Source organism: Demequina litoralis, from assembly GCF_030418455.1.
GTDB classification, from domain to species: Bacteria; Actinomycetota; Actinomycetes; order Actinomycetales; family Demequinaceae; genus Demequina; species Demequina litoralis.
On the sequence record NZ_JAUHPW010000008.1, the window covers coordinates 124,992 to 138,929 of the forward strand.

The window sequence follows — 13,938 nt, forward strand, 5'->3', positions numbered from 1 at the left end:
TCAGGCCCCCTTCGCGATGGCCGCGGCGACCACGGCGTCCTCGATGTCGGAGACGCGCGCAGCGCCGGTCGGCGGGTCCTCGGGCGACCACACCCGGTAGCGGCGGCCGCGGCGCCATGTGCGTGCGGGGTCGCCCGGCGCATCGGCCTCGACGACGTGTCCCGGGACGCCGTCGAGCACCTCGGCGGGGGTGCCGTCGAGCAGCACGGAGCCGCCGTTGAGGACGAGCACGCGGTGAGCCCGCTCGGCCTCGTCGAGGTACGTGGTCGCCATGACGACGGCCGCGCCCTGCGACGCGGCGAGCGAGACCATGCGCCACAGGTCGACGCGGCTCACGGGGTCGACGCCCGTGGAGGGCTCGTCGAGGATGAGCAGGTCCGGGCGGTGCAGCATCGCGAGGGAGAAGGCGAGCTTCTGTCGCATGCCGCCCGAGAGGTTGCGCGCGAGCCGGGTGGTCGCACCCTCGAGGCCCGCACCCCGGAGCAGCGCGGCGCGACGCTCCTCGAGCTCGGCGCCCGCGAGGCCGTGGGCGGCCGCGACGAAGGCGATGTTCTCGTCGACGGAGAGGTCGCGCCACACCCCTGCGGCCGTGGGCATGAAGCCGATGCGCTCGAGCGGCGGCGCGCTGACCTCGCCCGCGGCGGGGCGGATCGCGCCGGCGAGCGTGCGCAGCAGCGTGGTCTTGCCGGCGCCGTCGCCGCCCACGACCGCGACGATCTCGCCCGGCTCGACGGTCACCGACACGTCGGCGAGCGACGTGTGCCCGCCGCGCTCGACCGTGAGGCCCGTGGCGCCCCAGCCGCTCATCACGCCGCCTTCGCCTTCGCCCGGTGGTGGGCGGCCGGCGCGAGGTCGCGGCGGAAGCGCAGCACCGCGGCGGAGAAGACCAGCAGCGCCATGCCGGTGAGCACGAGGTAGGGCAGCCACAGCGCCTCGAGGCCCGCGCCGCGCAGGAAGATGCCCTGCGCGATCTCCACGAAGTAGGTGAGCGGGAGGCAACGGCCGATCGCGGCGATCGCGGTGGGCATCGCGTCGAGCGGGAAGATGAAGCCCGACAGCAGGATCTGCGGCAGCAGCATCATGATCGCGAGCTGGATCGCCTGCGCCTGCGTCTGGGACGCGGTCGAGATGAGCACGCCGAGCCCGAGCACGACGAAGAGGAAGATGCCCGCGCCCAGCGCGAAGAGCCACGGGCTGCCGTTGAACGGGACGTCGAATATCCACACGCCCAACAGCGTGACCACGAGCATGTCGAAGGACGCCAGCAGGAAGTACGGCGCGATCTTGCCGACGATGACGTCGGCGGGCTTGAGAGGCATGACCGCGAGCTGCTCGAGCGTGCCGGTCTGGCGCTCCTTCACCAGCCCGATCGACGTGATGATCGTGCCGATGAACGTGAGGATGAGGCCGATGAGCGCGGGCACCATCACCCACGAGGTGTCGAGGTCCGGGTTGTAGAGGATGTCGACCTGCACCTGGTCGCCCATGCGGCCGAAGGCCGCGGAGGCGCTCTGCGCGGTGAAGAGGCTCGCGCCGTCGATGTAGGCGGTCGGCGGCTGCGTCGTGGTGTCGATCACGACCTCGGTGTCGTTGTCCTGCATCCAGGTGAGCGCATCGTCCGTCGTCGCGTCCGTGTCCACCTCGCCGATGTCGAGGAGGTCGGGCGCGTTGGCCGCGACCTGCTCGGCGCCGGGCCCGATCACGCGCGTGGGGATCGAGTCGACCGTGAAGTTGGCCGCGTAGCCGAAGATCGTGAGCAGCACGATCGGCAGGACGATCAGCATCGCCATCGTGCGCCGGTCGCGGCGGAGCTCGCGGAACTCCTTGAGGATCATCGCCTTCATCGGGGTCACCCTTCTCGATGGATGCTTATTCTCCACCTAGGGAAAAAGTAGCGCATCCTCCGCACCGCCGCGCCACCCCAGGTCCCTCACCTGTCAGCATGGCGCGGGCGGCCGCCCGTGTCGACGCCAGCGCGCAGGGTGGCACGATGCGTGCATGCAGATCTCCGTGGCCGACCCGGCCGTCCCCGACGTGGTCGCCCTCCTGACCGAGCACCTCGCCGACATGCACGCGACCTCGCCCGCCGAGTCCGTGCACGCGCTCGACGTCGAGCGGCTGCGCGCGACGCACGTCACGTTCCTCACCGCACGCGCGGACGAGGGAGGGCTCATGGGCGTGGGCGCGCTCGCCGAGCTGGGCGACGGCCACGCGGAGGTGAAGTCGATGCGCACCGCGCACGCGCATCGAGGTGCGGGGGTCGCCGCCGCCGTGCTGGGGGCGCTCATCGAGGCGGCACGCTCGCGCGGCTGCACCCGGGTGAGCCTCGAGACGGGCACCGAGGCGTACTTCGCGGCCGCGCATCGTCTCTACGAGCGCGCCGGCTTCACGCCGTGCGGGCCCTTCGGCAGCTACACCGAGGACCCCCACTCGCGCTTCTATACGCTCGCCATCGACTCCCCATGACACGTGTGACGCATGGGACGGGGCGGGCAAGCCCGCCCGTCACACGCAGTCACACGCGTCACACACTTCATTGGGAATCGAGGCGGTCAGCCCTTGAGGTCGCGGGCCCGGTAGCCCGAGACGCCGAGCGCGAGGAGCACCGCGGTCGCCCCGAACAGCACCACCGGCTGGTACCAGTAGAGGCCGTTGTCGAGCGGGAACTCCCACGTGACGTAGTAGAACGGCGAGACGTGCGCGAGCGGCTCGAGCGCATCGTTCACCGCGGCGAAGGCCGTGAGCGCCCAGCCGATGATCGTGACGCCCGTGCCGGCACCGATCGCGATGCGCGGCACGCCCGTGAACGCGCCGGCGGCGAAGGACGCCGCGCCGAGCACCGTGCCAAGCCCGCTCAGCAGGATCCCGGTGGCGAAGATGTGCGCGTAGTCCATGCCGAGGGAGCCGATCCAGTTGCCGAGCGCGATGCCGGCCACGGTCAGCGCGGACACCGCGACGGACACGACGACCATCGCGAACGCCCGACGCCACGCGACGGTCGTGCGCGCCACGGGCGACGTGAGCAGCACCGAGATGGTGCGGCGCTGCTCCTCGCGCGCGAGCGCCGCGCCGGCCGCGATGGCGGGCACGGCGATGGCGACGGGCGCCAGGATCGACAGTCCTTCGCCGTGGTACCAGCCCTCGGGACGCGAGTAGTCGGCGAAGCCCACCATCGCCATGATCGAGTCCGGGAACGCGGACGCGAACTCGCCCACGAAGTCCGAGACCGCGTTGAACAGCGGCCCCATCACGGTCATCATGAAGAACATCCCGCCGCCGGCGATGGTGACCAGCGCGCGCGAGTCGCTCAGCGCCATCCCCACCATGCCGCGCGTGCTCGACGAGCCCTGGAGCAGGCCGAGCACCTTGGCGACGCGCTCGTCCTCCTGCAGGCGCGCGACGAGCGGCAGGCGTCCCTCGCCCGAGCGCAGGTCGCGGCGGACCAGCGCGGCCCAGCCGAACAGCACCAGCGCCGCGGTGATCGCGAGCAGCACCCCCATCTGGCCCCAGTCGACGCCGTTGGTGAGCGGCGCGGACGCGTTGATGTAGTGCCAGGGGAAGATCTTGGCCCAGTCCTCCCAGCCCTGGAACATCGGCAGCAGGCCGGACGCGAGGAACGACACCACGAGGTACGCGGTCGCGATGCCGGAGGCGAGCTGCTGCTGCCCCGTGGCGGCGCCGATCGCGAGCGCGATCGCGCCGTAGAGCATCGACACGACGAGGACGTGGAGCGTCGCGGCGCCCACGTTCACGCCCGCCGTCGGCTCGTCGAACATCAGCGTGATGCCGAGGTAGCCGGCCCAGGCGAGCGCGTTGACGGCAAGCGCGATGGTGAAGATCGCGAGCGACTTCGACGCGAACAGGCGCGAGCGCGAGCGCGGCGCGGTGGTGAGCACGTTCATCGTGCCGTCGCGCTCCTCGCCCGCGATGGCCGCGGCCCCCATCGAGATCGCGATGCCCGCGACCACGAACGGGCCCAGGAAGTTGAACATCATCGACATCATGAGGCCGGTGACGCCCGCGTCCCCGCTGATCCCGATGAGGGACGAGTAGAACTCGGGCATCTCGTCGAAGAAGGCCACCGCATCGTCCCCGATGCCGGCGTACGCCCACATGCCGAAGACCGCGACGAGCCACAGCGACGCGACGCCGATGAGCGCCCCCAGCCAGCGGTCCCTGACCGTCTTGAGGTAGAGGGTCTGCAGCATCACGCACGCTCCGCGGAGGACGATGCGGCGGCGGGCTCGGGCGCCTCGCCGGCCTCGGCCTCGGTCACCTCGTCGCGGTAGAACTCGAGGAAGATCTCGTCGAGGTCGACGGAGGAGGACTCGAGCGAGACGACGTCGTGCGCGGTCGCGGCGCGCAGCAGCGGGCCCATCGATCCCTCGTACTGGGCGGTCACGGTCGCACCGTCGGCCTCGACGCTGTGGACGCCCTCGACGCCCTCGAAGGCCGAGGCGGGGATCGGCTGCGCGAACTCGAGGGTGACGCGGCGCAGCGCCTTGTCGAGGAGCTCGCTCATGCGCTCGACCGCGATGAGGTGGCCGCGGCGGATGAAGCCCACGCGGTCCGCGACGCGCTCGACCTCGGACAGCGTGTGGCTCGACAGGAACACCGTGTTGCCCTCGGAGACGTGCTCGCGCATGAGGGTGTGGAACTCGAGCTGGACCAGCGGGTCGAGACCCGTGATGGGCTCGTCGAGCACGACCACCTCGGGGCGGTTCATGAAGGCCTGGATGAGGCCCACCTTCTGCCGGTTGCCCGAGGACAGCTCGCCGACCTTCTTGACGAGGTCCGCGTCGAAGCGGTCCGCGAGCGCGTCCACCCACGCCCAGTCGACCCCGCCGCGCAGGTTCGCGAGGAACTCGAGCGTCTCGCGGCCGGTGAGGTTCGGGTAGAGGGCGAGGTCCGAGGGCAGGAAGCCGAGGTGGCGGCGGATCTCGACCGCGTCCTTGCGCGAGTCGAGCCCCGCGATGCGGCACTCGCCCTCCGAGGGGCGGATGAGGTCGAGGAGGCAGCGGATCGTGGTCGACTTGCCTGCGCCGTTGGGGCCCAGGAAGCCGAAGATCTCCCCCGGGCCGATCTGCAGCGACACGTCCTGCACCGCGGTGAAGTCGCCGAAGCGCTTGGTGAGACCCACGGTCTCGATGGCGGGGGTGGTGGTCATGCTGATCCCTTCTCAAGCTCTGCCGTCATGCGCTCCATGAGCGGAGGCCATTCACGCGCGAAGAAGTCGGCGAGGTCGCCAAGCTCCGTGACCCGTTCGGGTCGGTCCCGGGGAAGCACGCCGTCGCCGGCGCGGGCGAGGTCGCCGAGCGCGCGGATGCGCTCCAGCTCGGAGGCCATGACCGCGTACCAGGCGCCGGGACGCAGGCGGTAGCGCTGCGTACGGTCGCCCCGCACGCGCACCTGCTCGACCATCCCGAGCTGCACATGCGCGCGCAGCTGCGTCGACACGGTGCCCGCGCTGAGGCCCAGGTCCTCGGCGATCTCGGCCTGGGTCCGCTCGGCAGGCTCGCAGATCATCAGCCAGCCGAGGATCTCCGCCCACGCGCGTGCGGAGCCGAACAGCGTGAAGAAGGTCGCGACCTTGTCCACGTACTGGTGCTGCGCATCGTCCATCGGCACGTTTTCAGTATTGCCTGAAGTCAATGAAACATGCAAGGCGCCGATGCGGCGGCCGGGCGATCGTGGGGGTGGCGGGGGTCAGCGGTGCGTGGAAGCATGGCCCCATGCCTGAGAGCCTCGACATCAACGACGCGACCCCCGCGGCGCCGCCCGCCGAGGGTGCGGCCCCGACCGTGGAGTCGGAGGAGACCTACCCGGTGCCGACCGTCGAGTTCGAGGAGGACGAGACGCCCTCGCCGCTGCCCGACGACCGCTACCTCGACCGCGAGCTGTCGTGGCTCGCGTTCAACGAGCGCGTCCTCGAGATGGCCGAGGACCCGCAGACGCCGCTGCTGGAGCGCGCGCGCTTCCTCGCGATCTTCGCGTCGAACCTGGACGAGTTCTTCATGGTCCGCGTCGCGGGCCTCAAGCGCCGCATCGCCGCGGGCTTCGCGGTGCCGTCCGCGACCGGCATGAGCGCGACCCGCCAGATCGAGGCGATCACCGAGCGCGCGCACGAGCTCATGGACCGCCACGCCGAGACGTTCGAGGACCAGGTGCGTCCCGCGCTCGCCAACGAGGGCATCCAGCTGGTGCGCTACTCCGACCTCGAGGACCCCGAGCAGGAGCGGCTGCGCAAGCTGTTCCGCTCGGACATCTTCCCCGTGCTGACGCCGCTCGCGGTCGACCCCGCGCACCCGTTCCCGTACATCTCGGGCCTGTCGCTCAACCTCGCCGTCGAGGTCCGCGACCCCGACACCGGCAAGGACTACTTCGCGAGGGTCAAGGTGCCGGAGACGCTGCCGCGCTTCCTCTCCGTCGACGCGGCCGGCCACGTGGGCCAGGTGACCGACGCATCGTCCCTCTCGGACGAGCCGCGCAGCTTCGTGCCTCTCGAGGACGTCATCGGCGCCCACCTCGACTACCTCTTCCCCGGCATGGAGGTGGTCGCGCACTTCACGTTCCGCGTCACCCGCAACGAGGACGTCGAGGTCGAGGAGGACGACGCCGAGAACCTCCTCAAGGCGATGGAGAAGGAGCTGCTGCGCCGCCGCTTCGGCCCGGCCGTGCGCCTCGAGGTCGCGGACGACCTGCCGCTCAAGATCCGCGAGCTCCTGGTCCGCGAGCTCGGCATCACCGACAACGACGTGTTCCACCTGCCCGCGCCGCTGGACCTCACCGGCCTCAACGTCATCGCGGACCTCGACCGGCCCGCGATCCAGTTCGCGCCGTTCCGGCCCACCACGCACCACAAGCTCGCCCCCGTCGAGACCGCGGACGAGCAGAACGTCTTCGACGCCATCACGCGCGGCGACGTGCTGCTCCACCACCCGTACGACTCGTTCTCCACCTCGGTCCAGGCCTTCCTCGCGCAGGCCGCCGCGGACCCCAAGGTGCTCGCGATCAAGCAGACGCTGTACCGCACCTCGGGCGACTCGCCCATCGTCGACGCCCTCATCGAGGCCGCCCACGCGGGCAAGCAGGTCCTCGCCCTCGTCGAGATCAAGGCGCGCTTCGACGAGAAGCGCAACATCTCGTGGGCCCGCAAGCTCGAGCAGGCGGGCGTCCACGTGGTCTACGGCCTCGTGGGCCTCAAGACGCACTGCAAGCTGTCGCTCGTGGTGCGCCAGGAGGAGGACGGCCTCCAGCGCTACAGCCACATCGGCACGGGCAACTACCACCCCAAGACCGCGCGCCTGTACGAGGACTACGGCCTCCTCACCAAGGACTCGGACGTGGGCGCGGACCTCACCAAGCTGTTCAACCAGCTGTCGGGCTACGCACCCAAGGCCAAGTTCCGCCGCCTGCTCGTCGCGCCGAACAGCGTGCGCTCGGGGCTCATCGAGCGGATCCAGAACGAGGCACGCCACGCCGCCGCGGGCAAGGAGGCGTGGGTCAAGATCAAGGTCAACTCGATCGTCGACGAGAAGGTGATCGACGCGCTCTACGAGGCCTCGCGCGCGGGCGTGAAGGTCGACGTCAACGTGCGCGGCATCTGCGCGCTGCGGCCCGGCGTGCCCGGCTTCTCGGAGAACATCCGGGTGCGGTCCATCCTGGGCCGCTTCCTCGAGCACTCGCGCATCTACGGCTTCGCCAACGACGGCACGCCCGAGGTGTACATCGGCTCGGCGGACCTCATGCACCGCAACCTCGACCGCCGCATCGAGGCGCTCATCACGGTGACGGACCCGCAGCAGGCCGCGAACCTCATCGAGAACATCGACATGGCGATGAGCGACCGCGTGGCCGGCTGGGAGCTGCACGAGGACGGCAGCTGGAGCCACGGCGTGACCGATGGCGAGGGCGCGCGCCTCAAGGACCTCCAGGAGACATACATCCGCCGGCAGCCCAAGCGGAGGGCCAAGGGCAAGTGAGCCACCACCCCGCGGGCACCGTCGTGGCCGCCGGTGCCCTGGTGTGGCGCGTCCGCGAGGGCGAGCTCCAGGTGCTGGCGGTCCATCGCCCGCGCTACAACGACTGGTCGTGGCCCAAGGGCAAGCTCGATCCCGGCGAGTCCCTCGCCGAGTGCGCGGTGCGCGAGGTCGCCGAGGAGACGGGCAAGCAGGTGGTGCTCGGCCAGCCGCTGCCGACCATCCGCTACCCCATCGGGGAGAAGCAGAAGGTGGTGAAGTACTGGGCGGCCGAGGTGATGTCGCCCACGTCGCAGGCCGTGCGCGGCCGGCCCACCTTCAAGAGCGCGTCGAAGCACGAGATCGACCGGCTCCGCTGGCTGTCCGTCGCCGAGGCGCACAAGCTCATCACCTTCCCCGACGACCTGCGGCCGCTGGACGCGCTCGTCGACGCGTACGCCGCCGATCGGCTCGACACACGGCCGTTCGTCATCGTGCGCCACGCGCGCGCGAAGCGCCGCGCCGCGTGGCACCGCTCGGACCTGCTGCGCCCGCTCACCAAGAGCGGGCAGCGGCGCGCGGCCGAGCTGGTGCCGCTGCTCGCGGCCTTCGGGGTGCGCAAGGTCGAGTCCTCCCCCGCGCGACGCTGCGCCGACACGGTCGCGCCGTACGCGGCGACGCTCGGGATCGACGTGCGCACGCACGATGCGCTCACCGAGCCGGGCCACGCGGAGCGCCCCCTCGACACGGCGAAGACGTTCAGCCGGCTGCTGCGGAAGAAGTCGCCCCGCGCGGTATGCGTGCACCGGCCCACGCTGCCGACCATCGTCGAGATGCTGCGCGCCACGGTGCGCCCCTACACCCGGGGCGCGCTGCCGCGGAAGAACCCGTACCTGCCCGCGGGCGGCGTGCTGGTCGCCCACGTCGCGGACTGGGAGTCCGGGCCCGTGGTGATCGCGGTCGAGACGCACCTGCTCCGCGTCCACGTGTGACGCGGAGGGTGTACGCGGCTCGCGCGGGCGCGGGCGGGTCTGCGCGGCGGCGAGGCGCGCGGGCGCGGCGGCGAGGCGCGCGGGCGCGGCGGCGAGGCGCGCGGGCGCGGCGGCCGGGAACACCCAACCCACGCGCCGCGACGTACCCCGAGTGTGCGTACTTCAGGAATCCCTTGAACAGGTCGCCCCGCGCCCGTCACCTCGTGTGTGCGCACCGCATCCCGGGAGGGCTGTTCTAGCGATCCTTGAAACACGCGCACGCGACGTGCATCGCCTGGCGCGCGACTCCCGGCGATCGCGTCGAGGGGTGAAGACGTCGGACCGGGAGCGCCAGTCGGCGCGAAGGCCGCTCGAGGCGGCTGATGTTGGAGCCCGGGGCTACCGCGGTCCGACGTCATGACCACCATACGCCCGATGAAGGAGGCCGCAACGTACCTCTCGACCCTTCTCGCGGAGCGCGAACAGCCCCATCCGGTGGGCACTCCTCCACACCGGACGACGCGATTCCGGCGCGATCCAGCCATGTGCCCGTTCACATGCGTCATCCCCGGTGGAGGGGTGCCTCACGTGCGTGGAAGGCTGCCCGGAGGCGGCTAGTCCAGCCGGCCCTCGCGCCACATCGCGGCGCAGCGCTCGAGGTCCTCGCCGGTGCGCAGGAGCTGCGACGCGCGCATCGTGGTGCGGTGCGCGCGGCGGTCGGCGTGGCCCTCGTCGGTCTGCGCCTCGAACGCGGCGCCCGTGGCGACCACGCGGCAGAACGCCCCGGCGCGCTCGAGCGCGACCGCGAGGTCGCCGGAGAACACGCCTGACAGCACCGCATCGGCGAGCGTGCGCACCTCGTCGGGGCCGGGCGGGTCCTCGACGCCGGCGATCGCGTGCCGCACGTGGGCCGCGTGGACGCCATGGTGGTAGGAGCGTGCGACCGAGGCGGCGTCGTGCTTGACCCATTCCCGGATCATGTAGATGCGCCACAGCGCGCCGGGCAGCGTGTGCTCGCCTGCCTTCGACCACATCATCGCGACGGTGTCGATGCCCTCCTCGTCGACCAGGCGGATGAGCCGCTCGACCAGCTCCGGGTCCTGCGACTCGCGCGCCTGCGACACGATAGCGAGCGCCGTCTCGTGCGCGATGAGGCCGCGGTCGGCGGGGTCGATGTCCCCCTCGATCTGGTCGGCCATCTCCATGTCGAGCATGGCGGGACGGCGGAAGCGCGGCTCGACCACTACGCCTGCTCGCCGTCCTCGACGAACACGAGCGACACGGAGTTGATGCAGTACCGGTCGCCGGTGGGCGTCTGCGGGGCGTCGGGGAACACGTGGCCCAGGTGCGACTCGCACGAGGCGCAGCGCACCTCGGTGCGGACCATGCCATGCGTCAGGTCCTCGTGGAGGGTCACGGCCTCGGGGTCGGCGTCGTAGAAGCTCGGCCAACCGCAGTGCGAGTCGAACTTGGTGCCGGACACGAAGATCTGCGCGTAGCAGGCGCGGCACCGGAACACACCGTCGCGCTTCTCGTCGATGTGCTCGCCGGTCCACGGGCGCTCGGTGGCGGCGTTGCGCAGCACCTCGAACTCGAACTCGGTGAGCTGGGCGCGCCACTCGGCGTCGGTCTTGACGATCTTGTTGGGGCTCATGGGGGTCGGCTCCTTCCCAGGCAAGCGTACGCGCGCGGCGCGCTCCCGAATCGCGCACCGTGCTCGTCGCCGCCGGCCATGCCCGAAGGAAGACGCGAGGCGCCCGACCTCCGAGGGGGGGAGGAGGTCGGACGCCACGCGATCTCACCTGGGCGTCCCTTGCGGCGACTCCGCCGTGATGGGTACATGGATAGAGACGTCGGGACGAGCGGTTTTGTTCCCGCACGCCCGAACTTTCTTGACGGGTGTCTGGACGATGCGCGGCACGCCCGGGAGCCTCCACGGCGGCCGACGCACCGGCCGCTGCGCCCGCTACCGCGCTCGTGGCGCCCCGCGAGCCGGCGCGCATCGCTCGGCAATTACGCGCGTCGGCGCGCACGGAATTCGATTATCGAAACGCCCTCGGAATGTAATCGGTGGCCAATTCGATAATGCCTCCAGCGCATAATTCGATTCGGCTTGAAATCGCCGAAAGCGCGCGTATATTGGCGATTGTCACGTCCCTGAGCCGCCGCCGCGGCCACGCTTCCAGGAGGCCACCATGCCCGTCTCGATCGGACTCCCCATCGTCTCGTCCTGCTCCGTCGCCTCGTGCGGCTACAACCACGACGGCTGCCACGCCGGAGCCATCTCGGTCGGCGCCCACGCCGCCTGCAACACGTTCGTCGACACCGAGCACAAGGGCGGCGCCGATGCGACCGCCGCCGTGGGCGCCTGCTCGCTCGAGGACTGCAAGCACAACGAGGACCTCATGTGCACCGCGGACTCGATCGCCGTGGGCGGGAGCACCGACGTCGCCGACTGCCTCACGTACGCCGCGCGCGTCTGACCCGTCACCCCGGCCCCGGCCGCCCTGGAACCCAGGTGCCGCCGGGGCCGTGGCGCGTCCGCGCATCGTCCCGTCACACCGGCGTCACACGCGGGTGAGAGACTCGCCAGCGTGACCCTCCCCCGCCCGCCCCTCGGCATCGCCCCGCTCCAGCGGGCGGACGCCTGGGCCGGCCTCAAGGCGATCGCGCCGCTCATGCCCGGCTCGGCGCTGTTCGGGCTCGCGTTCGGCGCGCTCGTCAACATCGCCGGCATCAACCCGTGGGTGGGCAACTTCGCCTCGTTCTCGGTGGTGGCCGGCGCGAGCCAGATCGCGATCGTCGAGGCGATCCGCACCGGCGCGCCCGCCGCGATCGCGGTCATCACCGCGCTCGTCATCAACGCGCGCTTCGCGCTCTACTCCGCGGCCCTCGCGCCGGTGTTCGCGGCCTTCCCACGACGGTGGAAGCTCGGCCTCGCGCACCTCATGACGGACCAGGCCGCCGTCGTCGCGCTCCAGCATCGCGACGATTGGCCGGACCCGGTCCGCCGTCGCTGGTTCATCGTCGGCGGGGCGCTGCCGTTCGTCGCGATCTGGTGCGTCGGCGGCGCGGCGGGCATCGCGCTCGGGCCGGTCATCCCGGAGGCGTGGCAGATCGGCTTCATCGTGCCGCTGATGTTCCTCGCGGTCATGGTGCCCGGGCTGCACGGGGCGCCGGCGCTCACGGCGGTGGGCGTCGCGACCGTGGTGGTCCTCGCGGCGCACGGCCTCCCCTACGGCCTCAACGTCCTCGCGGGCGCGCTCGCCGGCATCACCGTCGGCTCGTTCGTGCCGGATCGCGGACGCCATCCCGACACCGACGACGGCCTCGCGCACGATGCGGGGGCGGGCGAATGAGGACCTTCCTGATCTTCCTCGCGGCCGCGATCGGCACCTACGCGATCCGCGTGTCCGGGATCGTGATGTTCGGCGGCGAGCGGCGCCTGCCCGAGCGCGTCGAGCGGTCCCTGCGGCTCGTCGGTCCCGCCGCGCTGGCGGCGATCGTGGCGAACTCGCTGCTGCTCGACGAGGGCGAATGGCGGCCCTTCGGCGCGTGGCACCTCGCGGCGATCGTCGCGGTGGGCGTCGCGCTGTGGAAGCGCTCGTCCGGCTGGACCATGGCCGCCGGCGCCGCCGCGTTCGCCGCGCTGCTGCTCGCCGGTCTGTGACGGTGCCGTCAGGCCGCCGCGCCGGAGCTCCGTGGTCGCGCCATCGCGGCACCCTCCGCGGCCGCGTGCGCCACAGGGTCGATCAGGTCCGCGATGCCGCGGCCGATGAGCCGCGCCACCACGTCCTGCGCGACGGCCTCGGCGACCGCCGCATCGTCCACCACGTCCAGCGCCGCGCGGTGGGCCGCGGCGCGCATCCTCTCGAGCAGCTCGACGTCGATCATGCGACAGAAGATAGCGCCGCCCTCCGACAACGGCCGTCGCCGGCCTCCCCCGCCTGCGCGCCCGCGCATCGTCCCCCGCAACGGCGGCCGCGCGCTGGTAGCGTCGCGCGCATGACCTGCATCGACGCGGGCCTGGCGCCGTGATCCGCGACTCCGGTCCGCCGCCCGCGCACCCCGCGATCTCGCGGGCGCTGGCACGCGCGCTGGTGGACCGGCAGCTGCCGGGTCTCGCGCACCTCGAGATCGGCGAGCGCTTCGACGGCTGGGACATGGTCGTGTACCGGCTCGGCGACGAGCTGGGGCTGAGGCTGCCGCGCGTCGAGGAGGCGGTGGGGCCGCTCGCGCGGGAGTCGCGCCTGCTCGGGTCGCTCGGCGCGGACTGGACGTTCCCCCACCCGCGCGTGGTCGCGAGCGGCGTCGCCCAGGACGGGTACCCGTGGCCGTGGGCCGTCGTCTCGTGGCTGCCCGGCGAGACCGCCGACGCCTCTCCGCTCGCCGCGAGCGCGGGCGCCGCGCTGGGGCGGGCGTTCGCGCAGGTGCACAGCCCCGCGCATGAGGACGCGTGGTTCAACCCGGAGCAGTCGATCACGCTCGTCGAGCGCGAGGACAACCTCGACTGGGCGCTCGGGCTGCTGGTCGACGCGGAGGGGCCCGCCGGCGAGCGGCTCGACCGGGGCGCGCTGCGCGAGCTGTGGGTCGAGGCGCTCGAGGCACCCGCCCCCACCGAGGTGGTGTGGTCGCACGCCGACCCGCACGGCTCCAACCTGCTCGGCGTCGCCGGGGACTTCGCGGGCATCATCGACTGGGGCAAGATGGCCGGCTGCGAGCGGGCCGTCGACCTGTCCTTCCTCTACACGGCCATGCCGGCCGCCGGGGTGGACGATGCGGTGGCCGCCTACCGCGCGGCGTCCGGCTGCGAGGATCCCGGCCTGGAGGCCCGAATGCGCGGCATCGCGGTGGCGAAGTGCGCGTCCTGGGCGGTGCTCGACCGGCCGCTCAACGTCGCGATGGCGTGGCGGGGCTTCGGCGAGCTGGCGGTGCTGCAGTGACCGCGCATCGTCCCGCGTGCCATCCGGTGCGCCGCGACCGGGCACGGGCACGTACGCTCGGGCGTT

15 protein-coding genes are annotated in these 13,938 nt (G+C 71.9%); 7 read left to right on the forward strand and 8 right to left on the reverse strand.

What is annotated here, in order from left to right; all coding sequences use genetic code 11:
- On the reverse strand, positions 1 to 807 hold the full coding sequence (locus QQX09_RS11085) for an ABC transporter ATP-binding protein (RefSeq protein ID WP_301134656.1): 807 nt from the start codon (positions 805 to 807) through the stop codon (positions 1 to 3).
- Positions 807 to 1,844: an ABC transporter permease gene (locus tag QQX09_RS11090; RefSeq protein WP_301134658.1), complete on the reverse strand. Its 1,038-nt coding sequence runs from the start codon at positions 1,842 to 1,844 to the stop codon at positions 807 to 809. Before QQX09_RS11090 ends, QQX09_RS11085 begins: the two co-directional genes overlap by 1 nt.
- 154 nt (positions 1,845 to 1,998) lie before the next feature.
- On the opposite strand from QQX09_RS11090, the gene QQX09_RS11095 reads away from it, so the two are divergent.
- Positions 1,999 to 2,466, forward strand: a complete 468-nt coding sequence (locus tag QQX09_RS11095; RefSeq protein WP_301134660.1) for a GNAT family N-acetyltransferase — start codon at positions 1,999 to 2,001, stop codon at positions 2,464 to 2,466.
- Between the two features lie 86 nt (positions 2,467 to 2,552).
- Here the strand turns inward: QQX09_RS11095 and QQX09_RS11100 are convergent, their stop codons facing one another.
- Genes QQX09_RS11100 through QQX09_RS11110 form a run of 3 tightly spaced genes read right to left on the reverse strand, consistent with a single transcriptional unit; the run spans position 2,553 to position 5,622 of the window.
- Positions 2,553 to 4,208, reverse strand: coding sequence for a DUF2705 family protein (locus QQX09_RS11100; RefSeq protein WP_301134717.1), 1,656 nt, complete (start codon positions 4,206 to 4,208; stop codon positions 2,553 to 2,555).
- Positions 4,208 to 5,167: an ABC transporter ATP-binding protein gene (locus QQX09_RS11105; RefSeq protein ID WP_301134662.1), complete on the reverse strand. Its 960-nt coding sequence runs from the start codon at positions 5,165 to 5,167 to the stop codon at positions 4,208 to 4,210. Before QQX09_RS11105 ends, QQX09_RS11100 begins: the two co-directional genes overlap by 1 nt.
- Positions 5,164 to 5,622 carry a GbsR/MarR family transcriptional regulator gene (locus tag QQX09_RS11110; RefSeq protein WP_301134719.1) on the reverse strand — a complete coding sequence of 153 codons (459 nt, stop codon included), beginning with the start codon at positions 5,620 to 5,622 and terminating at the stop codon, positions 5,164 to 5,166. Before QQX09_RS11110 ends, QQX09_RS11105 begins: the two co-directional genes overlap by 4 nt.
- Positions 5,623 to 5,732: 110 nt before the next feature.
- Here QQX09_RS11110 and QQX09_RS11115 point away from each other — a divergent pair, with 110 nt between their 5' ends.
- On the forward strand, positions 5,733 to 7,982 hold the full coding sequence (locus QQX09_RS11115; RefSeq protein ID WP_301134664.1) for an RNA degradosome polyphosphate kinase: 2,250 nt from the start codon (positions 5,733 to 5,735) through the stop codon (positions 7,980 to 7,982).
- A complete protein-coding gene (locus QQX09_RS11120) occupies positions 7,979 to 8,950 on the forward strand; it encodes an NUDIX hydrolase (RefSeq protein WP_301134666.1) in 972 nt (323 codons plus the stop codon). The genes QQX09_RS11115 and QQX09_RS11120 overlap by 4 nt, the downstream gene beginning before the upstream one ends.
- Before the next feature lie 593 nt (positions 8,951 to 9,543).
- Here the strand turns inward: QQX09_RS11120 and QQX09_RS11125 are convergent.
- The gene (locus tag QQX09_RS11125; RefSeq protein ID WP_301134668.1) at positions 9,544 to 10,173 is read right to left on the reverse strand and encodes a hypothetical protein; all 630 of its coding nucleotides are present in this window, start codon (positions 10,171 to 10,173) and stop codon (positions 9,544 to 9,546) included.
- Positions 10,173 to 10,583, reverse strand: a complete 411-nt coding sequence (gene msrB, locus QQX09_RS11130; protein ID WP_301134670.1) for a peptide-methionine (R)-S-oxide reductase MsrB — start codon at positions 10,581 to 10,583, stop codon at positions 10,173 to 10,175. Before msrB ends, QQX09_RS11125 begins: the two co-directional genes overlap by 1 nt.
- A 541-nt stretch (positions 10,584 to 11,124) precedes the next feature.
- On the opposite strand from msrB, the gene QQX09_RS11135 reads away from it, so the two are divergent.
- From QQX09_RS11135 to QQX09_RS11145, 3 genes are all read left to right on the forward strand, one after another.
- Positions 11,125 to 11,412 (forward strand): DUF1540 domain-containing protein, encoded by a 288-nt coding sequence (locus QQX09_RS11135; RefSeq protein WP_301134672.1) that lies wholly within the window; start codon positions 11,125 to 11,127, stop codon positions 11,410 to 11,412.
- A gap of 111 nt (positions 11,413 to 11,523) precedes the next feature.
- Positions 11,524 to 12,288: an AzlC family ABC transporter permease gene (locus QQX09_RS11140; RefSeq protein WP_301134674.1), complete on the forward strand. Its 765-nt coding sequence runs from the start codon at positions 11,524 to 11,526 to the stop codon at positions 12,286 to 12,288.
- Entirely contained in the window at positions 12,285 to 12,599 is a 315-nt protein-coding gene (locus QQX09_RS11145) for an AzlD domain-containing protein (RefSeq protein ID WP_301134675.1), read from the forward strand. Before QQX09_RS11140 ends, QQX09_RS11145 begins: the two co-directional genes overlap by 4 nt.
- Positions 12,600 to 12,607: 8 nt before the next feature.
- On the opposite strand, the gene QQX09_RS11150 is transcribed toward QQX09_RS11145, so the two are convergent.
- The gene (locus QQX09_RS11150; RefSeq protein WP_301134676.1) at positions 12,608 to 12,823 is read right to left on the reverse strand and encodes a hypothetical protein; all 216 of its coding nucleotides are present in this window, start codon (positions 12,821 to 12,823) and stop codon (positions 12,608 to 12,610) included.
- 140 nt (positions 12,824 to 12,963) lie between these two features.
- Between QQX09_RS11150 and QQX09_RS11155 the strand changes: the two genes are divergently transcribed.
- Positions 12,964 to 13,872 carry a phosphotransferase gene (locus tag QQX09_RS11155; protein ID WP_301134678.1) on the forward strand — a complete coding sequence of 303 codons (909 nt, stop codon included), beginning with the start codon at positions 12,964 to 12,966 and terminating at the stop codon, positions 13,870 to 13,872.
- Positions 13,873 to 13,938 lie beyond the last annotated feature (66 nt).